The organism is Klebsiella sp. I138 (genome assembly GCF_051131765.1).
Classification (GTDB): Bacteria; Pseudomonadota; Gammaproteobacteria; order Enterobacterales; family Enterobacteriaceae; genus Klebsiella.
Genome location: NZ_CP180447.1, coordinates 544,583 through 568,802 on the forward strand (window position 1 = coordinate 544,583; position 24,220 = coordinate 568,802).

16 protein-coding genes and 1 pseudogene are annotated in these 24,220 nt (G+C 50.9%); 7 read left to right on the forward strand and 10 right to left on the reverse strand.

The window, feature by feature from the left end; all coding sequences use genetic code 11:
- Window positions 1–33: 33 nt before the first annotated feature.
- Window positions 34–288, reverse strand: a complete 255-nt coding sequence (locus ACMYSK_RS02425) for a histidine kinase (protein ID WP_434639951.1) — start codon at window positions 286–288, stop codon at window positions 34–36.
- A gap of 172 nt (window positions 289–460) precedes the next feature.
- On the opposite strand from ACMYSK_RS02425, the gene ACMYSK_RS02430 reads away from it, so the two are divergent.
- Entirely contained in the window at window positions 461–2,008 is a 1,548-nt protein-coding gene (locus ACMYSK_RS02430) for an alpha/beta hydrolase (protein ID WP_434639953.1), read from the forward strand.
- Here the strand turns inward: ACMYSK_RS02430 and ACMYSK_RS02435 are convergent.
- From ACMYSK_RS02435 to ACMYSK_RS02445, 3 genes are all read right to left on the reverse strand, one after another.
- Complete coding sequence (locus ACMYSK_RS02435; protein ID WP_434639955.1) at window positions 2,000–2,932, reverse strand: nucleoside recognition domain-containing protein; 933 nt, start codon at window positions 2,930–2,932, stop codon at window positions 2,000–2,002. The genes ACMYSK_RS02430 and ACMYSK_RS02435 overlap by 9 nt on opposite strands.
- Before the next feature lie 322 nt (window positions 2,933–3,254).
- Entirely contained in the window at window positions 3,255–4,850 is a 1,596-nt protein-coding gene (locus ACMYSK_RS02440) for a GMC family oxidoreductase (protein WP_434639957.1), read from the reverse strand.
- Window positions 4,851–4,867: 17 nt separating this feature from the next.
- Window positions 4,868–6,349 (reverse strand): APC family permease, encoded by a 1,482-nt coding sequence (locus ACMYSK_RS02445; protein WP_434639959.1) that lies wholly within the window; start codon window positions 6,347–6,349, stop codon window positions 4,868–4,870.
- 217 nt (window positions 6,350–6,566) lie between these two features.
- Here ACMYSK_RS02445 and ACMYSK_RS02450 point away from each other — a divergent pair, with 217 nt between their 5' ends.
- From ACMYSK_RS02450 to ACMYSK_RS02460, 3 genes are all read left to right on the forward strand, one after another.
- On the forward strand, window positions 6,567–7,598 hold the full coding sequence (locus tag ACMYSK_RS02450; protein ID WP_434639961.1) for an SIS domain-containing protein: 1,032 nt from the start codon (window positions 6,567–6,569) through the stop codon (window positions 7,596–7,598).
- A gap of 110 nt (window positions 7,599–7,708) precedes the next feature.
- Window positions 7,709–8,572 (forward strand): ROK family protein, encoded by an 864-nt coding sequence (locus ACMYSK_RS02455; RefSeq protein ID WP_434639962.1) that lies wholly within the window; start codon window positions 7,709–7,711, stop codon window positions 8,570–8,572.
- 54 nt (window positions 8,573–8,626) lie between these two features.
- Entirely contained in the window at window positions 8,627–9,403 is a 777-nt protein-coding gene (locus ACMYSK_RS02460; RefSeq protein ID WP_434639964.1) for a DeoR/GlpR family DNA-binding transcription regulator, read from the forward strand.
- A gap of 510 nt (window positions 9,404–9,913) precedes the next feature.
- Here the strand turns inward: ACMYSK_RS02460 and ACMYSK_RS02465 are convergent.
- From ACMYSK_RS02465 to ACMYSK_RS02490, 6 genes and pseudogenes are all read right to left on the reverse strand, one after another.
- Entirely contained in the window at window positions 9,914–11,410 is a 1,497-nt protein-coding gene (locus ACMYSK_RS02465; protein WP_434639966.1) for an efflux transporter outer membrane subunit, read from the reverse strand.
- A 13-nt stretch (window positions 11,411–11,423) separates the two neighbouring features.
- The gene (locus ACMYSK_RS02470; protein WP_434639968.1) at window positions 11,424–12,542 is read right to left on the reverse strand and encodes an ABC transporter permease; all 1,119 of its coding nucleotides are present in this window, start codon (window positions 12,540–12,542) and stop codon (window positions 11,424–11,426) included.
- Window positions 12,543–12,545: 3 nt separating this feature from the next.
- Window positions 12,546–13,673, reverse strand: coding sequence for an ABC transporter permease (locus ACMYSK_RS02475; RefSeq protein WP_434639970.1), 1,128 nt, complete (start codon window positions 13,671–13,673; stop codon window positions 12,546–12,548).
- Window positions 13,666–14,994, reverse strand: coding sequence for an ATP-binding cassette domain-containing protein (locus ACMYSK_RS02480; RefSeq protein ID WP_434643783.1), 1,329 nt, complete (start codon window positions 14,992–14,994; stop codon window positions 13,666–13,668). Before ACMYSK_RS02480 ends, ACMYSK_RS02475 begins: the two co-directional genes overlap by 8 nt.
- Window positions 14,983–15,330: pseudogene (locus ACMYSK_RS02485) on the reverse strand (ATP-binding cassette domain-containing protein); the annotation flags it as partial. The pseudogene ACMYSK_RS02485 and the gene ACMYSK_RS02480, both read right to left, overlap by 12 nt.
- 103 nt (window positions 15,331–15,433) lie before the next feature.
- Complete coding sequence (locus ACMYSK_RS02490) at window positions 15,434–16,459, reverse strand: efflux RND transporter periplasmic adaptor subunit (RefSeq protein WP_434639971.1); 1,026 nt, start codon at window positions 16,457–16,459, stop codon at window positions 15,434–15,436.
- Window positions 16,460–16,557: 98 nt separating this feature from the next.
- Between ACMYSK_RS02490 and ACMYSK_RS02495 the strand changes: the two genes are divergently transcribed.
- The 3 genes from ACMYSK_RS02495 (at window position 16,558) to ACMYSK_RS02505 (ending at window position 23,991) form a co-directional block, all read left to right on the forward strand.
- On the forward strand, window positions 16,558–17,208 hold the full coding sequence (locus ACMYSK_RS02495) for a TetR/AcrR family transcriptional regulator (RefSeq protein WP_434639973.1): 651 nt from the start codon (window positions 16,558–16,560) through the stop codon (window positions 17,206–17,208).
- Between the two features lie 765 nt (window positions 17,209–17,973).
- Window positions 17,974–21,816: a hypothetical protein gene (locus tag ACMYSK_RS02500; RefSeq protein WP_434639975.1), complete on the forward strand. Its 3,843-nt coding sequence runs from the start codon at window positions 17,974–17,976 to the stop codon at window positions 21,814–21,816.
- 285 nt (window positions 21,817–22,101) lie between these two features.
- Window positions 22,102–23,991 (forward strand): tetratricopeptide repeat protein, encoded by a 1,890-nt coding sequence (locus ACMYSK_RS02505; protein ID WP_434639977.1) that lies wholly within the window; start codon window positions 22,102–22,104, stop codon window positions 23,989–23,991.
- Window positions 23,992–24,220: the final 229 nt, after the last annotated feature.

The following is a 24,220-nucleotide window of genomic DNA, read 5'->3' on the forward strand; positions in this document are numbered from 1 at the left end:
TTAAATATTGTTGCTAAAGGGGCTGGCGCTGATTCATGACTCAGATTTGGCAATTTCCGCCCAGCGTTCGCCGCTGAATTGCGCCGCTTTTATCACTTTTAACGTTTTTGCCGGATCGTCATTCAGGCAATACAGGGCATTTGCCTGCGGCGTGAGTTTATCACCGCACTGTATTCCGCAGCGCTGAAGGGTGATTTCGGCAATAATCAATAAATGAGCGCTTTGTAAGACCGCATAGTGATGCCCGGATTTCTTAGATGATTGTACTTTTTTTACCCACCATTCCATAAGTCTTTCCCTGAACTGTGCGATTCCTGGCGATAATTAACTTTTGCTGCACATCTGACAATCACAATGGTCCATTGGTTTAATCTATGTTTAAAAAGGCAAGCTTCACCTTTGATAGAAAGGGCAAGATTGTGTCAGAAACCGTGTTGGGCAAAAATAAACGGATAGTGATATGGCAATAATACGTTTTAAGCGACGTCTGAATAAGTCTGGCTTAAAAATCGCGTCTCTTGTAAAAAAAATTGCCATCGGGCTGGCCGTGGTGGCGTTGGCCTTTTTTATTGGTCGTATTTATGAATCACAACGCGGTGCGGAGTTGCATCGGTGGCATACCTGGTCTGCCGATGAAATGACGGTCGATGAGCTTGAGCGGGCGACCTTTGCCGATTATCAGGTCCATGAGGCGGCTATTTTTAGTGATATGCGTCATAACATCACCGATGCCCTCCAGGACGATGAAAAAACGCCGCTTAACCGGTTTTACGCGCAAAGCCGGGTTTATCCGCAAAAGTTTCAGCCTGACTGGAACCAGTCATTTGTGTTGTTACCTCAGGGGACACCGCGCGGAGCGGCGGTCTTGCTGCATGGTCTGACGGACTCCCCCTATAGCGTGCGTTATCTGGCGCAGAACTTCCAGCAGCAGGGATTTGTTGCGGTTGTACCACGCCTGCCCGGGCACGGTACGGCCCCGGGGGCGCTGACTCGCGTAAGCTGGGAAATGTGGATGGCGACGACGCGCCTGGCGGTGCGGGAAGCAACGCGGCTGGCGGGGCCCGATACCCCGCTGTATCTGGTTGGATATTCTAACGGTGGGGCGCTGGCGCTGAAATATACGCTCGATGGACTGGAGGATAAATCGCTGCGTCAGCCTCAGCAGCTGGTCCTGCTGTCGCCGATGATTGGCGTGACCGCGTATGCTCGATTTGCCGGACTCGCCGGTTTCCCGGCGATTTTCCCGGCCTTTGCGCGTGCGGCCTGGCTGAATGTGGTACCTGAGTTTAATCCTTATAAATACAACTCATTTCCGGTGAACGCGGCCCGACAGTCGTGGTTGTTAACCCAGGCGCTACAGCGGCAAATTATTCGGGCATCACGCAGCCAGCAAATTGCCAGGCTTTCGCCGGTATTGACCTTCCAGTCGGTGATGGACTCAACGGTGAGCACTCGCGCGGTGGTCGATTCCCTGTATCGTTTTTTACCCGCTAACGGCAGTGAGCTGGTTATTTTTGATATTAATCAGGCGGCGAATTTACGCGCGTTTTTCCGGCCGTCGCTCTACTCGGCCGTCAGCACCCTGTTGCCGCCGGCGCCGCGTCGCTATGGTGTCACGGTGATTACCAACGCCGGGCCTGCCACCAACGAGACGGTCGCGCGCGAAATGCCGGCCGGCCAGCGAACCGATAGCGTGACTCCGCTGCATATTGCCTGGCCGCAGGATATGTATTCGCTCTCGCACGTTGCGGTGCCGTTCCCGCTCAGCGATTCACTGTACGGGCGCGAGCCGACGGAGAAAAATCGCTACGGTATTAGCCTCGGTACTATTTCGCTACGAGGTGAAACCGCGACCCTGAACGTCGGTATCGATACCTTGATGCGCGTCACCTCGAACCCGTTCTTTCCTTATATGATGGCGCGTATCAATCGCTCTCTGGCGTGCGCGGGCCAGCCTGACAAGATGGCCTGCATTAACGCTGCGGCAGACGCGCCCGGGTCAGAATAGGGTCACGTGCAGAATAGTTCGCACCAGAATACCCGCTATTGCGCCGGAAGCGGCAAAGCGGAACAAGCGTACAAAGCGGGAGCTGATACCCAAAAAAATGCCGATACCGGGAAGATCAAAGGTCTGAACGAGCAGCCCGGCGGAGGCATTGAGTTGGCTGACGGTGACTTTGCCTTGCTGAACTAATTCTGAAATCACGCCGAAATAAGCCGTCCCACCAGCGAGACATTTCACCAGTGCAGGAAGGACGAAGTTGGCCGGAATATGCAACCACTGTAGCAGCGGCATCAGCAGGTGCTGGAGCATTTCGATGAGACCGGCGGCCTGCATGACTCCGACAATGGTTAATGACAGGATCAGCATCGGTACTGCGCCGAGCGCAAGACGGATGGCATCGGCCCCCGCATTGTTGATGACGGCAATCACGCCCTGGCTGTTTTGCTCTGCGTTCGGCAGCGCTTCGGCACGGGCATTCTCCACCACCGACAGACGGCGACCGGTGACGTGCCAGGTCACCGCTGCGGCGCATAAACCGCCGATAATCGAAATGGCAATCGAGGCCATCCAGTGCAGGCCAAAGGGGGTGAGAGGGTAGAAGACGTTGCCCTGTCCCATGGCAAAGACCATGGCGAGCGTTGCGGCCATCTGCCGGTCCGAGACGCCGCGTTTATCCATAATGGCCAGCGTTGCCAGCGGAGCGGCGAAGCTAACGAAGTTTATCTGAATCAAGGCGAATGCGCTCATTCCACTAAGGCCAAAAGGTTTGAGCAGAGGGGCGACCCAGCGAACGATAACATCCAGTATGCCGCGGACTTCCAGATATTTCATGATCATCAGCATGACGACCATAATGGGTAATAGCGTATATAGCGCGACATCAACGGAGGATTTTCCCGCCGACATAATAATGCCGATAAGATCCATTTATTTCTCAATCACCGCACATCGAAATGATAATGGGCTTTATCATAATCCCCGCCGGGAGGAAATGATACGCCTGCTCGCGGTCCGGCGTCCGGCAATGAAATGAAAGAATAAGCTAACGATATGACCTCATCATATATCCCCTTGCGGTTTTTCTGTCGTTTCGGTGTCGAACAGGAATGATTTCCGATAAACAGTTGCTCACTTGCGTGATGAGTTCATGCCCTCGAACGCCCGCCGGGAAATATATTGTCAGCTCAAGTAAGCAGAAAAACCTATCACGAAATAACCCGGTGACGATGCGTATCGCCACCGGCGGACATTAGCGGATCATTTCGGCCGCAATTTTCTCTGCCACCATAATAATAGGGGCATTGATATTGGCGGTGGGAACACGTGGCAGGATAGACCCGTCGACGATACGTAATTTTGACAGGCCATGGACCCGGCCCTGATTATCCGTTACCGCCATGTCATCGTTCCCCATACGGCAGGTGCTCGTTGGATGATGTTCGGTATTTGCGACCCGACGGAGCCAGGATTCGATCTCCTCATCGCTTGCCGACAGAGAAGGCGTGTCGACAAAACCGCTCAGGTAACCGTTCCATGCTGGCTGATGAACCATTTCCAGCGTTTTCCTTATTCCCTGAACCATTTCGGTTACGTCTCGCCTGTCAGTTAAATAGTTGAAGCGAATCACGGGCTTTTGACGAGGGTCGGACGAACGTAGTGAGACAGAGCCCCGACTGTAAGGGCGCATCTGGCTGACAAAATACTGGAATCCATCGGCGATATGCACTTTTCCGGACTGAAAATCGGCCAGGAAGGGTAAGAACTCATGCTGCATATTGATGTAGTCAACCTCGTCGCTGCTTTTAAAAAAAGCCCCCACTTCGAAGAAATTGGTTGCGCCTAACCCTGACTTAAATAACGACCATTCGGCCCCGAGCTTGAGACGTCCCAACATATTAAGCTGCTTGCAAATAGAAACGCCTTCCGGGGAACGAAAGCGCAGGGGAGCGACGACATGATCTTGCAGGCAGGCGCCGACACCCGGAAGATGGGCAACGGGAGCTATACCATGCTCGCTAAGCTGCGTACGATCGCCGACCCCTGAAAGCAGGAGCAGATGAGGAGAACCAATGCTTCCCGCACACACAATGACCTCGCGGGACGCATGAATGTCCTGACGCGATCCGCCGTGCTGTACGGTCACGCCGATGGCCTCTGTGCCAGAAAAAATAATGCGCTCCACCAGACAGTCGGTCATCACGGTCAGATTCGGTCGGTTTGCGACCGGTTTTAGATAGGCAAGGCTGGTGCTGCAACGCACTCCGTTACGAATTGTCGCCTGGGTGACGTGCACGCCTTCCTGGGCGCCGCTGTTGTAGTCCCCGGCATTTTTCAGACCAAATTGCTGGCCTGCGTCGAGAAAGCGCTGATATAAAGGATGATCGGCTTTACTGCGCGTTACGGAGATCGGGCCATTACCGCCGCGTTCAGGGTCTCGACCCTCTTCGAAGTTTTCCAGTTTTTTGAAATAGGGGAGGCAGTCGGCAAAATCCCAGCCGCTGACCCCAAGGTTTTTCCAGTTATCGTAATCCTGGTGGTGGCCACGAACATGCACCATCCCATTGATAGATGAGCTGCCGCCCAGACAGCGTCCACGCGCCTGACCAATGGTTCTGCCGCCGAGTTCAGTTTCTGGTTCGCTTTCAAATTTCCAGTTATAGACATCGCTCTCAATGGGGAAGGTCAGCGCTGCGGGCATCTTGATAAAAATGCTGTTATCTCGCGGACCGGCCTCAATCAGACAGACGCGTGTGTCAGGATTAGCAGTGAGCCTGTTCGCCATTACACAGCCTGCGGAACCTGCGCCAATTACCAGATAATCGAACTGCTGAATATGTTTAACCATGTTTGTTAACCTGACTCTTATGACTTAATAGATACGGATTGCTGTCTGGACGATGAAGTTATATCGGTGTGATCGGATTCATTAGCGACAACATACAGCGAGAGTGCTTCCCAACGGCGCTGGCCGCTGCTTTTCAGCTTGTATAAGCGCCATAAGCCGATGAGCAACAGCCCGGCAAAGGCAACCGGGGCATAACCGACCGGCGGTTCGGGTAAAGGGAACAGAGAATAGTAGAGAACGCACAGCAGGACAGCGCTGGAAAATACAGGGAACAGGATATGCATCGTGATACTTAACGACTTACGCATGGTCGTGGTGAAGAAACGGATAACGCCGATGTTGCCCATAATGTAGACGAATACGTAGATAATGGTCGCGAGCGTTGCCAGCATAAAGAACACCTGGTCGGGGGCAACACAAGAGCCGGCAACCAGGCCAATAACCAGACTTAACAGCGTCTGGGTAAGAATCGCAATGTGCGGCGTACGATGCCGGGGGTGTACTTTTTTCAGCCATACCGGCATGGTTTCTGAACGAGCCATGGCAAACCAGTTGCGCGTGGCATCAACGGTGCAGGCAATACAGACGGCAATGCCAGAGTTCAGTAACGCCAGCAATACCAGTACCCAGGCTGGCCCCCATAGACGGTGTGCGACGGTTAATGCCGGGTTATCCGTTGCGGCTCCCAGCGTATCCATATGGGCGATCCCCCAGCCAGACTGAATCCCCCATGCGCAGAAAACATAAAAAATACCCAATAAAATGACCGAGCCAACGATTGCCTGCGGAATCACCTTCCGCGGGTTTCGCGCTTCTTCAGCAACGGCTGCCGCCCCTTCCCAACCCGTGAATGCAAAGATGGATAAAACAACAGCGAGGAAAAAACCGTGCGATGTTGGGCTGCTGGTCGGCAGAAAACCTGCAAATGTGACGCCGCCTTCACCAGGCGAAAGCAGGCCGCATAAAGCCAGTGCCGCGACAATTAAAATTTCAAAAACGGACAAAATGGTCAGCATTTTGCCGGAGGTTTTAATGCCTTTATAGGCAACAGTTCCAACCAGAATCAAAATAAAGAAAGTGATAGCCTGCCAGGGAATGTTAATTCCGTAGTTTCTGGCAATTTCATTTTGCATGACAAACCCGGTATAGGCGGCCAGCCCACCCGGTATCAGAGCCACAATCCATGAGTACATCCAGCCGACGATAAAACCTGCACTTGGGCCGACAGTGGCGCTAACGTAGGTATAAAACCCGCCCGCAGATGGAAAGTGTTTACCTAATTGCGCCAGTGAAACCGCCACGATAAGGCCGATAATAAAAGCCACGATATAAGCGGAAGGTGCGCTCAGACCGGCCTGCTGACTATTAAATGCGATAGTGGTCAGTACTCCCACTGCGGGAGCTATCTGCGCAATACTTTGCATCAAAACGGTTGGCAGGCCAATCGAGTTACGCTGCAAACCCGTTTCTTGCCCGATGGGAGAACGATCGGCTTTCATTGAAAACTCCTGATCTATTGTTAGAAGAATTTATCAAATGTTGTGAAAGTGTTTCGTGGAGAAGTATGCTTGCATGAAATCGTGCAAGTCAATGCTTGTTGTCGTGTGTTTACACGATAATTCGCGCGTTACGTGATGTTTGTCGCGCTTTTTTGTTATTGACTGCACGAAATCGTGCGTATAGCATGAGGATATGATTAACCAAGAGGGTTTACTTATGCCAGTTCAATTCAGTCCATATGAAGCCGATCTCCAGGAACAGGTGAATGCGCTTGAAGCGCAGCTCGCTTACACCTTACCACCGGCATTAGGTGAATTAGATTTGCACGCTTTCGGGCGTATTGTGCTATCGGGTATGGGATCGTCAGATTATGCGACCATCCCGATAGAGCGTGAGCTGCTGGCCATGGGGCTACCAGTATGGCGTGTGGATGCAGGGAAATTGTTGGATACGCCTGAGCTTATTACTTCGGATACCTTGCTGTGGCTAACGTCCCAGTCGGGGATGAGTGGTGAAATCGTGGCTCTGCTGGAGGTGCTGAAGGGAGATAAACGCCCGGCAACAATTATTGGCGTCACCAATGGTGAAACCAGCGAACTGGCTAAGCAAAGCGATATTCTGGTTACGCTAAAATCCGGTCATGAAGCTACCGTCAGTGCTAAAAGCTATCTCAATACGCTGGTTGCGCAGTATCGTGTTTTCCTGGCGCTGACCGGGCAGAGTGAAGCGCCTTTACTGGCTGAGCTGACTGCGTATTTACCGCAAATAGCCGGGCTAATTGCCGAAGATGCCTTCGTCCACCCTCTGACCCAGACGTTATTTCGCCATTTACAGCCGCGCATAGCATTGATCGGTACCGGAGCGGATGGCACAACGGTCATGACGGGGGCGCTGATTTTAAAAGAGGCCAGTAAAATGACCGCAGAAGGTTATCTTGGCGGAGAGTTTCGACATGGTCCAATGGAGACCTCCGGCGAAGGGATGCTGGCACTATTGATTGGCGATAAAGGCAGTGAAACGCTGGCTCGTCTCGCAGAGGAGCTGGATGCCAATGGGACAACCGTCGTGACAATTGGACCTGAACGTTACGGGAATGGATTACACCTGCTAACCTCGTCCGGCGAAACCTTACTCCGCCTGATTAGTGGGATGCTCTATATCCAACACATGACGGTGGCATTGGCGAAAGCGAAAGGTCTGGAGCCGGGTAAGTTTTTCTATGGACAGAAAATTACGGTGAAAATCTGATAATCCATCGGCGCTGATGCCATAAATGGTAGGGAGAGTAGGTTGAGATGATGCAGTCAAATGTTTGTGCTGGCCTTGATATTGGAGGGACAGGCATCAGGATAGTTATTATGTGTGAAGAGGCCGTTTTGGCCTCAACGACGATACCGACAGCATCGTTTGCCTTTCTCACTGTTCGGCAGCGAGTATCGACGCTAGCCCAGCATATTCTCGGCTTGCTTCCCTACGATACGCGGCTTAATGGGGTGGGTATCGGGGCCAGCGGGCCGGTTTATACCGACAGTGGCGTGATTGATAATCCCTATACCTTACCGGCCTTTTCCGGTTTTTCCCTGACAGCCGAACTAGAAAGTTGCCTGCAGGTACCGGTTAAAATAGATAACGATGCCACGACAGCTGCATTGGGTGAAGGCCATTTTGGCGCGGGGATTGGTAGCTCGCGGTTGTTGATGGTGACGCTGGGCACGGGAGTGGGCGTTGCGCTGCTGGATCACGGTAAGCCGTCTCGGATGGCAAACGGAAGCCATCCGGAAGCAGGGCATATTCCTGTCAGTGATAACGATCAGCTTTGTTACTGCGGGTTGACCGGGTGTTGGGAAAACCTTGCCGCGCGCAGCTGGTTACAGACTCAGCTGATGTGTCGGTTACCTGAGGTCGATTACCGGCGACAATCTTTGTCCGACTGGCAGGACATCTGCCGGCAGTCTCCTGAAATAACCAACGTATTTCATCAGTATGGGCGGCAGGTCGGAAAAGGGTTAAGTTCTCTCTTAATGGCATATGGCCCAGACACGACGGTATTGAGCGGCAGTGCTGCATCACTCTATCCATTGTTCGCGCCAGGCCTGCAAAGCGTTCTGCAGCGTGCTGCGGGATTCGAAATCAACCGTAATATTCACATTTCGCTGCTGGGTGACACTGCCGGGGCAATGGGAGCAACCCGGCTTCTCCCTGATGCGACTTTGCTTATTTAGCTGATTACTATTACTATTCACACGAAATCGTGCATATCACAAGGGCTGTAGTCAATGACCGCGACAGAGCGCAGAAATCAAATTATCGAACTGATCAATGAGCGGGGATACATCAATAGTGGTGAGCTATCCGCTTTTTTTGCTGTCGATAGCTCAACTATTCGCCGTGATTTAGCCTTTCTTGAAAAAAATGGTCGCCTGCTGCGTACCCACGGCGGCGTCCTGCCTCAGCAGGACTCACTGGATGGCGACTCCCCGTGGAACGTGCGGCGTGATATGAACGTTCAGGCCAAATGTGCAATCGCTCAGGCGGCGTTGGCCTGCATTAAAGATGGTCAGACGCTGATTCTTGATAATGGCTCAACCGTATATCAGCTGGCAGTGGCGCTACGGGAGAGAAAGAATATTACCGTGATTACCAACGATTTAATGATTGCCATGCAGCTCTCCCAGCATCCATCTATTACTTTACACGTTGCAGGCGGCGTCATGCTCAATAATGTGTATACCCTGGTCGGACCGGATACCCTGAGTAAGTTTGCGAACGTGCATACTGACTGGGCATTTCTCGGCGCTGAAGGCGTTCATTTTGATAGCGGTATTACTAATATCAATACCGTTGAAGTCTCGGTGAAACAGGCGATGATAGCGGCGGCGAACCAGACAATTGTGCTGGCGGACAGCTCTAAAATTGGCCACAAAGCATTCTCACATGTATGTGGGCTGGATGCCATTAGCCGGGTGATTACTGACGATCGGCGGGCGATTAAAGATACAAAGCGCTACGGTGATAAACTGGAGATAGTGAGCGTGCAAGAGCCTGTGAGGTAGTCGGCACGAAGTCTTCCCGTAACAGTGAGAAGACTTTGACAAGAAACATTCGATTGCCGCGCTCAAGAACAAAACGCAGAGAAGAAAAGCAAAAAGCCCGCTTAAGTTTCCTTAAGCGGGCTTCTTAAATATGGCTCCTCTGACTGGGATCGCCTTTGCCAGTAACTGGCTAATAAATAAGCTAAACCTGAATTTCCTTTCTGTCAAGACCGCTAGAATGACCACCCATCGTTGCCGATTACTTAAAATAGGCTTATACGCTTCGCTTCACGTGTTGATCGTTCTATGGTGAACTCTACATATGAAGGATGGGTAGCTAGGGTGAGCTTCAAAAAGTCTGCTCTGTGCCAAAAGCCGACGTTGCCTGGCGTCTCTGTGTTTAATCAAGTGCGAACCGGTGACGATAGCAACTTTGTTCTTGAGTCTCATGTCCGAATCCCCTCTGAATTTATCATCAACTAACGCATGGTGTAGCGCTGGCAGAAAGCCAGCATTTTCCAACAACCTTCATTAACGTGGATAATTCCCCACCGCTCGGTTTACTGCAGCCCAGGCCGTCATCACATCACGCTGGCTCATGGCCAATGCCTGTCGCGCCTGGATATTACTGCGCTGCGCATCCAGTACATCGATAAAGTTGCTGAGTCCACCATCATATCGCGCCTGGATTAGGGTCAGCGCCTGTCCTGCACTGTCCGCTCGCGTCTGCTGTTCAATAAGCTTTTGTTGCGCCGCCGCATAACGGCTTAAGGCATCATCTATTTCCTGCCACGCTTTCAATACGGTTTTGTGATAATCAACCGCCGCCTGCTGCTGATCGGTTTCCCGCAACACCACCGTTGCCTTACGACGACCACGGTCAAACAGCGGCAGATTCAGGCTCGGCCCAACGGACCAGCTGCGGCTGCCCCACTCCGTGAAATTATCCGCGCTGTAGGTATCCATCCCAATTCGTGCGCCCAGCGTGATGCTCGGATAGAGTTCTGCCTCGGCGACACCAATTCTCGCCGTTGCTGAATGCAGTTTTGCTTCTGCCGCCCGAATGTCAGGCCGGTTACGTGCCACTTCAGACGGGAGCCCCATTTGCAGCGGTGGCAATCTGTCAGATTTCAGGCTGTCTGCGTGGTATTGCAGTTGCTGCTGTAGCGCGCCAGGGCGTTCGTCGAGCAACAGCAATAGCTGGTTCATCGCCACACCTTCCTGGGCCTGCAGGTCGATCAGGTTCGCGCGGTTCGCCGCCAGTTCACTACGCTGTCTTTCCTGTGTGGTCTCATCCAGCGCTCCACCTTCGGTTCGTGCCTCAATCAGTGAAAGACGCTCATTCAGTGCGTTTTCATCCTGCTTAGCGAGCTCGATTTGTTGCTGAATACCGCGCAGGTTGTAGTAGTTATTCACCACATCGCCAATAATGCTCAGTCTCGCCAGCTCCAGCATTGCCTGCTGGGATTCGACATCGGCGTCAGACGCTTCTACCGCCCGGCGTACATGTCCCCACAGGTCTATTTCCCATGAGAAGTCCAGCCCGCCCTGATACCAGTTCGACGGTGCAGCCATCAGTTTGATGAGTTCATCCGGATTTGGCAGAGCTTCTTTCAGGGCACGCGTCGAGGGGCTGTTCTCGCTCTGCTGGATGCGGGTGACGCTGCCGGTGGCATTGATATCAGGGGTTTGCTGTGAATTCACAATCTGTTGCTGGGCGCGGGCGCTGGCAAAGCGTAATGTCGCGCTGCGAATATCCGGGCTCGCCGTTAAGGCTTTTTCAACCAGCGCGTCGAGCACAGGATCGTTGTAGCGTTTCCACCACTGATTGTCTGTGACAACACTACCGCCCGGCAGCGTGTGCAACGCGGCATCGCCGCTGCGCCAGCTTGTCCAGTCCGTAGGCGCTTCTGCCTTTGGTTTCTCAAAATCCGGGCCTACGGTACAACCACTGATGAGACTCATCGCCAGTACCGTCGCCACGGCGGATAAAGGGTAACGAGTGAAAATGGAAAAACAGTTATTCATCTTAATTCCTGCATCAGTACAGTCGGTTACGGAACAACCACGCGGCCAGAGGCATCGTGATGACCGTCATGGCAATCATGGGAATAAAATCAAAGGCGACGTCACTTAAGCCAGCCCCTTCCAGATACACCCGGCGCACCAGATCAATCGCAAAGCGCAGTGGGTTGGCGTACGTCAGGGTATCGAGAACGGCAGGCATGGTTTGTACCGGCGTCAACAATCCGGAAAGCAACATCAGCGGCATGATCAGCAAGAAGGTGTACAACATCGCCTGTTGCATGTTGATGGAAACGGCGGAAATAGACAGCCCCAGACCGACAGCAGCAATGTTAAAACAGAGCAACCCGAAATAGAGCACAAGCAGCGAGCCGTTCATCGGGATCTGGAACCACAACAGGATAACCAGCAGAATGATGGTGGACTGTAGTAATCCGACCAGCACCGGAGGAATGGCCTTACCAATCAATAACTGCATCGGCGTAAATGGCGTCACCAGAAGCTGATCAAAGGTTCCCTGCTCCCGCTCCCGGGCGACAGAAAGTGCCGATAACAACAATGTTTGCATCATACTGATCGCCGCAATCAGCGTGGGCATCAGTCCCCAGCGTGACTCAAGATTTGGGTTATACCAGGCCCTGACCTCGACATTGATGGGTGACAGGTTTCCTGTCTTGCGCTGATTAAAATCGGCGACCACGGCGCTGATGTATCCCGCTGCGGCTCCGGCGGTTGACGAATTACGCCCGTCCAGAATCACCTGCATCGGCGACGTCTGCCCAAGGTTAAGCTTGTTTTCAAAATCAGGCGGGAACGTCAGCACCATTAGCGCTTTTCCGTCCATCACCACCTGCTGAATTTGCGACGCTGACGTCAGAGTGGCGGTGCGGTTAAATACGCCGGTCCCGTCCAGATGCGAGAGAATTTGTGCTGAAGCCTGACCACGACTTTGATCCAGTACGGCATAGTCAACGTGGTTAACATCATAAGTCGCCGCATAGCCAAACAGTAAGGCCTGCATGAAAACGGGAGCAATCAGGATCGCCCGGTTGGCGGGTTCTTTAACGATGGTCAGGATCTCTTTTCTGACCAGAAAGCCGATGTGCCGCAGCCAGTGTTGGAGTTCAGATATCATACGTTACCTCAGCCGTTTGCGAAGGGAAAGCCGTGAGGCGTTAATCAGGATCACCGCATAGAGCAGCAGAATGCCGCACTGACGGAAATACATGGGCCAGTCGTCCCCGCCCAGAAACAGCGTCTTGATGAGCGACATGAAATGGGTCGCCGGTAAAATCTGACTGACTACCTGGACCACAATCGGTAAATTGCGGATATCAAACACAAAACCTGAAAGCATCATCGCCGGCATAAAGCTCGCGATGAGCGCAATCTGGCTGGCTAAAAACTGGCTTGGCGCGTAGCCCGATATCGTCAGCCCCATCCCCAGCGAAACCAGCAGATACAGCAGCGAGGCGGTGATAATGGCGAAGAGAGAGCCTCTGATGGGAATGGCAAACAGGTAATGTGCCGCCAGCAGGCAAATAACGAGGTCAACGGCCCCAATCACCATATACGGTGCCAGTTTTGCCAGTACCAGTTCCAGTGGGCGCACAGGGGTGACAAACAGGGCTTCCAGCGTCCCCCTTTCGCGTTCGCGGGCAATCAGTAATCCGGTCAGGAAGGCCCCGATCAGGGTCAAAATCAGCACGAGGATCCCCGGCACAATAAACCAGGTACTGATCCCGGCTTCGTTGAACCACATCCGTTGCTCGATGGAGACGGTACCCGCTGCTGCCGTGAGATTTTGTCGATCAGCCTCAATGGCCGTCTGCGTACCCAATGCGCCGGAAATATAGCTCTGTGCAGCTGAAGCAACGCTGGTGACGGCACCATTGAGCAAGACCTGTATTTTGCCCTTTCCTGAAGCGCTGTTTTCGGCATAGTCGGAAGGTATACGCACAATGGCATCCGTCTCATCTCGCCGGAGTGCCGTCTGTGCTGCTGTGAAACTCGGATACTCCTGTACAGAAAGATAACGACTTCCCTGCAAGGCGGTAATTACCTGATGGCTTTGGGTTGTGTGCTGTTCCTGCACTACTGCAACCCGCGCTGTGCTCAGATCAAAAGACACGCCGTAACCAAACAGCAGGATCAGCACGATGGGCAGCAGAAAACCGACCGCGAGGTTACTTTTATCACGTACCAGCTGTCGGGTTTCTTTACGGGTCAGTGAGACCAGACGACGAAAGAACGTTGAGTCACTCATGACGGGGCTCCTGTCTTGCGACCTCAGCACGGGAATTTTCAACGATGGCAATGAAGGCGGTATTCATATCTGCGGTATGATCCAGCCCTGCCTGCTGGCGAACTTCCTTCGGCGTGCCGAGTGCCAGCAGCTTTCCCGCATCCTGAATCGCTATCCGGTCGCAATACTCCGCTTCTTCCATAAAGTGAGTCGTCACAATAATGGTGATACCTTTATTCGCCAGTTCGCCAATGGTGTACCAGAACAGTCGGCGGGCCAGCGGGTCGATACCACTTGTCGGTTCATCGAGGAAGACGATTTCCGGCTCATGCAGCAAGGCGACTGCCATGGATAAACGCTGTTTGAATCCCCCCGGCAGTTCACCGCTGATGGCATCCGGGCTCAGTTCAAACTGCTTCAGTGAAGCCTCAATCTGGCTGTTTAACTTTTCCCCGGACAGGCCATACGCGCCGCCGAAGAACGTCAGGTTGTCGCGCACGCTCAGGTTGCCGTAAAGGGCAAACTTCTGCGAAACATAGCCAATACGGGCGCGGGCTTTCGCTCGCGCCGTGCGCAGATTCATGCCAGCGACTTCCAGTTGCCCACTGGTCGCAGGAAGCAGTCCGCACAACATCCGAAAGGTGGTGGTTTTTCCAGCGCCATTTGGCCCCAGCAACCCGAAAATTTCGCCGCGTTCGACGTCAAAAGAGGTGTTCGCCACCGCCGTGAAATCACCAAATTTACGTACCAGGTCTTTGACGACGATGACCGGTTTGTCGCTGTCGTTGCCATTGTTTTGTTCAGAAACCATTTCCGCTTTGACCGGGCCGGTCGGCACCGTCGAATCCTGCTGCTGCGCCTGATGCAGCAACAGCATAAAACCATCTTCCACCTCTGCTTCTCTGGGGGTGGCATTCACATCTTGCGGCGTGGCTTTATCATCCGGGGACAGGCAGATAAAACGGACGGCATCACCTTTGGGAACGGCATCCGCAATGGCATCGCGCTTTTCGAGCAAATGCGCCTGTAAAACACGAGATTTAGTGCCCTGTGGAGGTACCGCCAGCCATGTCCTGCCTGCGGCCTTCTGGCGCAGCATTTCAGGTTTACCTTCTGCCAGAACCTTGCCGTGATTCATGACGTAGACTTGCGAGCAGCGCTCGGCTTCGTCCATGTAGGCGGTACTGATAATGACGCTAAGCTGTTCATCCTGAACCAGCTGTTCGATGATTTTCCACAGATCACGACGGGAAAGCGGATCAACCCCCACGCTCGGCTCATCGAGCAGCAGCAACTCAGGAGAACGGACCAGCGTGCAGGCCAGCCCCAGTTTTTGCTTCATCCCGCCAGAGAGTTTTCCCGCCGGACGTGCCGTAAAACGGGCTAAATCGGTTATCGACAACAGTCGTTCGAAGCGTTCCTGCCTGACTTGCTCAGGGACGCCATGCAAATCTGCGTACAAATCGAGATTTTCATGCACGCTGAGGTCGTCATACAGTCCAAAGCGCTGCGGCATATAGCTGATGCGGTTTTGCACTGACTGAGGATCGACAGTGACATCGGTGCCCAGAACTGTCAGGCTGCCAGAAGTCGGTTCATACAGCCCGGCAATCAGCCGCTGAAAGGTGGTTTTCCCCGCGCCATCCGGACCAACCAGCGCAGTGAGTTCACCCGCACGAATATTGAGCGTCAGGCCATCGAGCGCTCGCGTTTCCGGCGCATTTTTGGTGACACCTGGAAACAGGCGCACCAGGTCACGGGCAATGACGACATCCTGACGTTCAGTTCCCGGCATCGCGCTGATTCTCTGTCTGAGTGTTGATGGTCACTGTGGCGGGTTGCCCCATGCGCAGAACGTTAGTTGGGTCGTCAACGACAATGCGGACTTCAAACACCAGGTTGGTACGCAAATCTTCGGTCTGGACCGATTTAGGCGTGAACTCCGCCACTGAAGAGATAAAGCCCACTTTGCCGGTTACAGGTTTATCAGGGAAGGAATCCGTGAATATGTTGGCTGACATCCCTGATTTTACACGTCCCAAATCGCCTTCATTCAGCCACACACGGACCCATTTCGGCTGACGAAGCGCCAGGGTATAAACCGCTTTTTGCGGGCCAGTCATGTCGCCCGGTTCCTGAAGTCGCGCACGGACAACGGCATCCACGGGAGAGCGTAATTCTGCCTGTGAGAGATGATATTGCAGCAGTTCCAGCTGCGCCTGGGTGGCGCGAACCTGCGCCACGGAGGCTTCACGTTGTTCTGAACGTACCCCTTTTTCCATCAGGGTCAGGCTTGCCTGGCGCTCTTTTACGCTGGCCTGGGCAATGCGAAGATTGCTGCGTGCGGTGTCCAGTTCCTGTTTGCTGATGCCCTTCCCACCGGTGCTGCCAGAAATGCGTTGAATACGGCTAATGTCTTCGGTGGCTTTTTGTAATTGCGCCTGGGCAGAGGCCAGTTGCGCCCGACTCTGCGCCACTTCTTCAGGGCGTGCACCGGCCTGCTGCTCACGCACCGTTTGCTTCTGAGCGTCCAGCTGTGCCAGAGCCTGCTGCTCCTGAATTTTCAACGCCCGGGTGTCGAGAGTGGCAATAACCTGTCCGGCCTTAACCTCATCACCCTCATCGACAGCGAGTGTGCTGATGCGGCCGCTGTCTTCAAAGGCCAGCGACACCTGACGAATGTCGACATTTCCATGCAGCGTAAGCTGGTTTTTATCACCATCATGACGACCAAACAGCCAGAAAGCGCCTCCAGCAAGGATAAGCGCCACAATAACCGCCCCGGCGATGATTTTTTTATTGATCATAAAAGTGTCCTGACGTGCCCTGAGGTATCTAGTTTAAATTCAATTTAGATTTATAGTGTGCAATAATAAACCCCATCTTGTCGAATTAAGTTATCTGGATGTTGTGGATTATGAGCAGAGCACGCCGAAGCGATGGGGATATCACCCGGGAAAGCATTCTCGAAGCGGCAGGAGAGCTGATCGCAGAGAAAGGATTTGCGCAGACCAGCAACAAAGAAATCGCTAAAAAGGCCGGTGTTGACCTGGCCGCCATCAATTATCACTTTGGTGGTCGTGATGGCCTGTATCTCGCTGTCCTGACACTCGCTCACCATCATTATCTGGATGGGGATCAGCTCGCGCAGATCGCCGAATCAGCTCAACCCGCAGAAGATAAATTGGGGATTTTCCTGGAAACGTTTCTGGCGAAACTGAACCATCCGGATGACTGGCATGGGCGGGTTTTTGCCCGTGAGATGCTGTCGCCTTCAGCACAACTCGGCGATTTTATTAATGCTGAAGGCGCCAGAAAGATTCAGTCAGTAAGGCGGATTGTGGCTGAAGCCGCGGGCCTTGAAGAAGATGATCCCCGCCTGCTCCCCTGTATGCTGAGTGTGGTTGCGCCGTGCATGATGCTGATGGTCGCGGGAAGCCGAATGCCCGGGCCGGTACAGGAAATCGTAGCAATGCAAACAAAAGCCCTCACTGCGCATTTTAAGTTGTTCTCGTTAGCCGGACTGAAAGCTATACGTGAGAAAAACCAGAAGTAGTTTCCTACTCTATTGCGTCCGTTTACTTTCTGATGGCATTTCCTCAGAGTAAGCGAATTAACCATATGCTTATATAAGCAATTGATGTTAAGGGTAACTGGAGCCATTCAGACATCTGCACTTAGCTTTGACACTGTTTATTTCAGTTGGCCCCTCTAATCCAGCTTATTTTTATGCTGAAGTATTATTCTCTTCAGCAAGAAATTTCTTTTACGCGGGCGATTCATTGGCGACAGCGTTCAATGGACATGAGAACTGTCGCCACCCTGAGTTCGTTTTCATGTACAACTTCTGCTTTTCGCTCAAAGCGGACCTTTCTTTCCCACCTGCCTTTTGTTTTGCCCCCTTTCTTCCGTATCTCCTTCGCCCTTGCATACGATTAATCCGCGCAGATCCGACTTTAGCTTTTTACGAATCTGCGGAGAAGAAAAGAGGGATTATTGCCAGAATCTAACAAGCGCCATAAGATTGTTGCGAATAGTGCATTATTGTCTTTTTGGATAAAAAGATGTCGATTATTGCTAAAAGTGGTTCAATGTCTCTGGCGGCGAATCAGCGATGAAGCGGCGCTCAACATTTTCACCCAGAACGTCCGTCCTGACCCTAGATAGAGTAGACCCTTTGAGGCCGCTCTGTGTATAGCGGACCTTGCTAATCTGTCTGTGTATGGAGCAATGGGAACTAGTCACAGGACAATCTACTTCTAATTGCTTAATATTCTGGGCATCAGTTGCGAAAATTTCAATTTTCTGTCAGGACTATGCCGTGGCGATCTTCGATATCGATAAAGATGAATTACTCGGACTCTCAGATACTCTTTTGGAAGAGTTAATTGCGCGCCTTGCTGAAGCCGAAGTGGCAGCCTGCGGTCATAGCCCGGCGTGGGTGCGCTGGTCGGGATCGATCAACGCACCTGATGGTGGAATTGATGTCCATGTGCAGGTGCCGGTTGAACAGCTTAACTCCGGGTATATTGAGCGACCTGATACCGTCTTCCAGGCAAAAAAACACAAAATGCGCAGGGCAGATATTCTGCGAGAGATGGCTCCTTCTGGCGTCCTTTCTCCCATGATATCCGGCCAGGCCACAAAGGGGGGAGGCTATATCATTGTCAGTCTGGATGAGGACTGTTCCCCCTCTATGCTTGCCGAACGCGTCAAGGCGATGCATGAGGCCGTCAGGCATGATCCCTCTCACCCAACTCTTCATCTGGCTTTCTATGATCGCGCAAAGTTGGCTCAGTGGATAAGACAGCATCCGTCAGTAATGCTGTGGGTAAACAGAATACTGGGGCGGGGATATTCCGGCTGGCAGCCATATGGAGCATGGAGTTGCCCTCCAGTGGGGGCGGAAGATACCCTGATTACCGCGTCCGGTATCACGATCTCATTTCCGTCAGAAAAAGGTCACCCTCTTAGTATTGAGGATGCCATCGGGCCGATACGCCAGCTTATCCGGACCACTCGGAAGGCCGTGCGTATTACTGGTTTATCTGGCGTCGGTAAAACGAGGATTGTTCAGGCCTTGTTTGATGAGTCCGTAGGCGCTGATTCCCTGGACCGCACTCTGGCGGTCTATGCCGATACAGGTGACGGTCCGCTTCCTTCGGCTGCAGCCATGCTTGAACGCCTCATCGCTGACCAGCGCAGCGCAATTATGGTTCTAGATAACTGCCCGTCTGAACTGCATGCTTCCCTAGCAGCGAGAGTTACCTCGGTGGGGAACAGGATCAAGCTAATTACCGTTGAGTATGATATTCGGGAGGACAAACCTCAGACCACGGAGGTTATCCATATTGAGGCGATAGGAACGGAAGTGGCGGAAAAACTTCTGCTACGTCGGTTCCCCGGTATCGGACAATTGAACGCCCGTAGAATAGCTCAATTCGCTGACGGGAATGCAAGAGTCTCGCTGGCTATTGCCGAGAGAGTGGAGGAAGGGGAGTCACTGGCCGTTCTGTCTGATGCACAACTCTTCAACAGACTTTTTGAACAACGTCATGAACCGGACGAGGGATTACGGGAGCAGGCCGAGCTACTTTCACTGGTCTACTCGTTTTCGATTAACTTTTCTGAAACAGGCAATAGTGAACTTGAGAGCCTGGGTACGCTCGCGGGCTATTCATATAACCAGCTATACCGGACGCTCAAAAAGCTGACAGAACGCCACATTCTTCAGGCCAGATCGCACTGGCGGGCCATCTTACCCCATGCTATCGCGAACAGGCTGGCCGCCTCCGCGTTGGACAGCTTTCCGGTGGCGTTTCTTCGTTCATGCTTTGAATTGCCTGGACGGGAGCGCCTGCTTATGTCGTTTGCTCACCGGCTGGGCCATTTACACGATCATCCGGTGGCAAAGGAGATTGCAGCTGCATGGCTCCAGCCGGGGGCGTTGCTGAGTAACTTGCTGGTGTTAGAGGACTTACCAGCTCGTATGCTGGAGTACATTGCACCGGTGGTGCCTGACGTTCTACTTAACCGGATTGGCGAGGACCTCAGGACTACAGACTTTAAAGGCCAGAAAAGACATTACGATCCTCGCTGGAGCACTATCCTCGACCTTTTACAGGCACTGGCTTGGGAGTCTTCATACTTTGACCAGTGCGCCAGCCTTCTGCTGCAAGTCGCGGATCATGAAACGGATAAGCCTGGTCAGAAGAATGCACGGGACAAACTCACCTTGTTCTGTCAGCCCTACCTGTCAGGCACACATGCTTCTCTGGAGCAGCGAATTGCGGTTCTTGAAGAATGTCTCTCTTCAGGTATGTCACAGCGTCGGGCGCTCGGACTGAGAATGCTTTCTGCCGGACTTAGCGGTTCGACGTGGACAGGTTCGGGTATCTGTGAGTTTGGTGCCCGGCCGAGGGATTATGGGGCAGAACCAGACTATAAGGCGTTGATGACGTGGCGGCGTGCGTTCATTGCGATTGCTGTTCGCGTCGGGAACTCTGGTGATATGCGTCTTGCCAGCGGTGCACGAACTATTCTGGCAAATTCACTCAGCGGCCTGTGGAGTGACAAGAAGATGGGCTCAGTCTTGGTTGATGCCGCACGTACACTACATGCTCATCATTCGTGGGGGGAGGGCTGGAAGGCGATTCGGACAAAACTGTACTTTATGCAGAAGGATCCTCAGGTATCACCCGTTCTGCTTGAAACTTTTGATGCTCTGCAAAGGGAGCTCAGACCGAATGATTTGCTTTCCGGTATCCGGCTTTATGTCTTTAGCAAAGGTCACCACAACTGGGTGCTTGATGACGAATTTAACCGAAATGATCAGGACCGATACGCTGAAGCTGAAGAGCGACTGATGGCCAGAGCAGAGCAACTGGGGCGTGAGTTTGCCGCTTCAACACTTTGCCTTTCTGATCTGACGCCCAATTTGTTCTCTTCTGAGTGGATGCCTTACCGTAGCGCATTCGGGGAGGGGCTTGCTCAAGGAACTGCGAGCCCTCGTGAGATCTGGCAATTGCTTATAAAAGAACTAGAACAGGACTCTACAGAAAATAAAGATTTTTCGGTCTTTCTTGGCTTTATCGACGGTGTGGATCGTATTAATGAAGCTATGGCCCATGAATTTCTGGATCAGTGCGCTGTGCATCCTTCCCTATGTCGAGTTCTGGTTAAATTGCATCCTCGGCGAGATTTTACAGAAAGGGATTTGGAACGATGCATGTCGCTTCTGGATAAACCGGATATCCATCCGTTTATGTTTGACACCTTTTTGTGGGATAAAAAATGCTGGCACCTTCCAGTCTCCCGGGTGCTCGAACTGGCTGAACGATTATTAGTCATGGAAAGCGGCGAGGAACCGGTTTTAAATGGACTCGGTATGAGGCTACACGGCAAAAAAGCGACAGAGGACATGCCTGGGCCGGAACTTCTTCAAGTCGGTTTCAGGGCAGCCATTCAGGTTTTACAGAAAGATACTGACGCTCGGGGTAGTCTTGTAGATGTCTTTATGGAATCGGTTGTGGCGGCGGCATTGCAGTTAGACGAACATGACGTGCTCAAGCATCAGTGGCTGGATGCTGTCTTCTCAGCGATTGATAAACACTACGGCTATATGAATGAGTATCGTAAAACTATAGAGACAACAGTGGCACTTATACCTGAAGCGTTTCTCTCCCGCCTGTTTGCAGATTCTGAGGACCAATGGTGTATGCGATTGTTCTTTATGCGTGGAAGCATTGGGGATACCCCGCTGCTTTCAGGCGTTGACATCAAAACCTTGATTGACTGGTGCTCCAGCAGTGACGATCCTAGAATATGGGCATTTGTGCCGCAGGGGTTGGAACTTTGGGTAATAATTCCTGACACAAGCGGGACGGTCTTACATGAAAATGCTGTCAAATTCCTAGAGGCGGCACCTGAACCATCCTTGGTCCTCGATTCTTTTGCAGAATTAACGAGTCCCACAAGCTGGAGTGGCAGCCTTGCAAAAATATGGCAGTCACGGGCTGACGCTTTCAATAAACTCATTGAACACGAGCGGGACGACATTTCAAACGTTGCAAAAAAAATCCAGGAGAGATTGATGCTAATGATTGAGCGTCAAAGGAATCGGGAACAACAGGAAGATCGTAAAGGTGAACAGCGGTTTGAGTAATGATGACTATCCATAAGGATCTTAATGACACTTTAACACAAGTGTTTTCAGGCATCTCAATTGCAGTCAAATCGTCCGCTTTTCGCTGTGAGTTCAATGGGTCGATGCAACGCTATCCTTAATCAAGGGGGTGAGTTGTCAAAAGTTGTCGCCTGCTACCATCTCCATCGGAGATTCTTAAGTTTACGCACTCTAAGTTACAGTTGCTTCAAATAGTTGCCAAAATACTGAAATCGAGTTTAATAGTGGGCTGATATCTCAGCACACAGTGTACAGGGACACAAAATGCATCATTTAAATGATTTCCCCAAAAGAGATAGAAACCACAGGATTGAAAGACTCGCGATATCTGCTTTTGAAAATTTCCTTAGGGATTCAAATGATTTTTTTATTCAAAGTCAGGATGTAAATGATTACGGCGTAGACTATCAACTCGAAATCACAGAAAATGGTCAAGCAACTAATATTAGACTGTTTGTTCAACTAAAAGGTACTGAGCAAGAATTGAATAATGATGGTTCGGTCAGTATATCTGTTAATAGAGCTAACCTGAATTATCTATTAATGCACCCTTATTCTTTTTATGTGTGTTTCCATGCCCCAAGCAATAGTCTAAAAATAACATTCGCTGAAAGCGTGATTCGAATCTATGATCAGTCTGAAAAGCAATGGGTTGAGCAAGAAACACTCACTGTAAAATTCATTGAGGATATTTCTGACTCTCGTTTACATGAAATTGCAGAGGTGGCTAGATTTAATGCCATGAATGACCGTAATGCTAGAATCGAGTTGATAACAAATCACATTTCAAATGTTAGCGATGTTATTAATAAAGCCATACCGAAGATACATATACCAGAAGATAAAAAATTAGCTCATGAATTGCTTAATTCATTGTATGAAAATAACCATGATGATGTAATAAGTGCTAATTTTTATGAATTTTTAGCTATTTTCGGCCCTGATCATCCGGCGATGATCATTCCATATATGTCTGAAATAAATAAGGTTATGGATAGAGTTAATGGAAATAAAGAAAGGGTTTTAAATGGTATACAATATCTTAGAGATAGATTGGAAGAGGGTAAAATAACAAAGGGAAGCTTATATTATTCAATAGGTAATGGATATACGGCTCTTGACAGAGACAAAGAAGCTATTCAAGAGTATAAGACTGCTCTTGAGCATATAACCGAAGCAGAGAAATTAGCTGCGCAATGCTACAAAAACATGGGTAGTAGTTACTCAAAGTTAGGGAGTGAAAATGAAGCATGTGAATGCTATAAGAAGGCACTTGAGTTAGACCCAAACTTAAGTGAAGCTAACTTAGCTTTGGGAGTAATTCATAATCGTAGGGGTAATTATGAATTGGCATTAGAATATTTAGATAGAGTGCTTTTCCCAGGAAATTATCAGCATAAACTAATTTATGTTGATAAATGGAGGATTAACACTCTTTTCAATATGGGGGATTATCGTTCGGCATATAGAGAGATTAATAATATATTAACTCGGAATGATAATAAAGAGGACTTATGGAAATGGTGCTTAATGCTAGTTGCAACGTTCTGCCGAACTTCGACTGCTTCTGCTAAGCTTAGCTTGCCTTTTTGGGCTCGCTTTTTAGAATTCTACCCTTATCACCCTGATGCATCTAGAGAAATTCTATTGGCGAAAAATTACTTAAATGTTAATGATAATTTAACTAAATATTCGTACCATGATTTTAAGAAGGAGTTTGAACTGCGAATAAATAATGTAAGTAATGAAGATAGTGCTTTTTTGTGGGATCGTATAGGTCATTGGGCACAAGATGAAGACGAGTGGGAAGATGCAGAGTTACATTTCCGTAAAGCATATGAAATTGCGGGTGGCGAATATGGATATTGTCTTGGAGTAGCTCTGAATCATCTTGGTCGCTTCCAAGAGAGCTTACCTATTTTGGTTGAGCAAGCTGAACAAATCCAACCTGATGATTTTAGTTGGTTCCAAGTCGCTGTTGCCTACGAATTTCAAGGATATATTCAAGAGGCAATCGATTCTTATGAAAAATGCTTATCAATAAATAAAAAAAACGAATTGGCATTATTCAATCTTGGAGGTCTCTACTGGAATTCGAGAAATTATGATGAAGCAAGTCGTGTCTGGAAGCTGGCAGTGGCGTATTATCCCTAGCATGAGCTTTCGCATAAACTTAGAAAGGATATTCCATTTATTTTAAATTGATCTTCTTTATTAGTGACGAGCTTAAAGTCGTAATTCATAGAAAAAATCACGGATATGGGACATAAGTTCGTTGCTACAGAACAGTATAATATACTTAGATTTGAATGCATATGATCTCTAAATGTGAATGGCACAATTATGCGGGATACAATTCAGGTCTTCGCTCAAAGCAGACCTT

Bases quoted from the DNA above. Each gene is read 5' to 3' on its own strand.
- ACMYSK_RS02425 (WP_434639951.1), bottom strand. From the start codon at position 288: ATGGAATGGTGGGTAAAAAAAGTACAATCATCTAAGAAATCCGGGCAT.
- ACMYSK_RS02430 (WP_434639953.1), top strand. From the start codon at position 461: ATGGCAATAATACGTTTTAAGCGACGTCTGAATAAGTCTGGCTTAAAA.
- ACMYSK_RS02435 (WP_434639955.1), bottom strand. From the start codon at position 2,932: ATGGATCTTATCGGCATTATTATGTCGGCGGGAAAATCCTCCGTTGAT.
- ACMYSK_RS02440 (WP_434639957.1), bottom strand. From the start codon at position 4,850: ATGGTTAAACATATTCAGCAGTTCGATTATCTGGTAATTGGCGCAGGT.
- ACMYSK_RS02445 (WP_434639959.1), bottom strand. From the start codon at position 6,349: ATGAAAGCCGATCGTTCTCCCATCGGGCAAGAAACGGGTTTGCAGCGT.
- ACMYSK_RS02450 (WP_434639961.1), top strand. From the start codon at position 6,567: ATGCCAGTTCAATTCAGTCCATATGAAGCCGATCTCCAGGAACAGGTG.
- ACMYSK_RS02455 (WP_434639962.1), top strand. From the start codon at position 7,709: ATGTGTGAAGAGGCCGTTTTGGCCTCAACGACGATACCGACAGCATCG.
- ACMYSK_RS02460 (WP_434639964.1), top strand. From the start codon at position 8,627: ATGACCGCGACAGAGCGCAGAAATCAAATTATCGAACTGATCAATGAG.
- ACMYSK_RS02465 (WP_434639966.1), bottom strand. From the start codon at position 11,410: ATGAATAACTGTTTTTCCATTTTCACTCGTTACCCTTTATCCGCCGTG.
- ACMYSK_RS02470 (WP_434639968.1), bottom strand. From the start codon at position 12,542: ATGATATCTGAACTCCAACACTGGCTGCGGCACATCGGCTTTCTGGTC.
- ACMYSK_RS02475 (WP_434639970.1), bottom strand. From the start codon at position 13,673: ATGAGTGACTCAACGTTCTTTCGTCGTCTGGTCTCACTGACCCGTAAA.
- ACMYSK_RS02480 (WP_434643783.1), bottom strand. From the start codon at position 14,994: ATGAAGCAAAAACTGGGGCTGGCCTGCACGCTGGTCCGTTCTCCTGAG.
- ACMYSK_RS02490 (WP_434639971.1), bottom strand. From the start codon at position 16,459: ATGATCAATAAAAAAATCATCGCCGGGGCGGTTATTGTGGCGCTTATC.
- ACMYSK_RS02495 (WP_434639973.1), top strand. From the start codon at position 16,558: ATGTTGTGGATTATGAGCAGAGCACGCCGAAGCGATGGGGATATCACC.
- ACMYSK_RS02505 (WP_434639977.1), top strand. From the start codon at position 22,102: ATGCATCATTTAAATGATTTCCCCAAAAGAGATAGAAACCACAGGATT.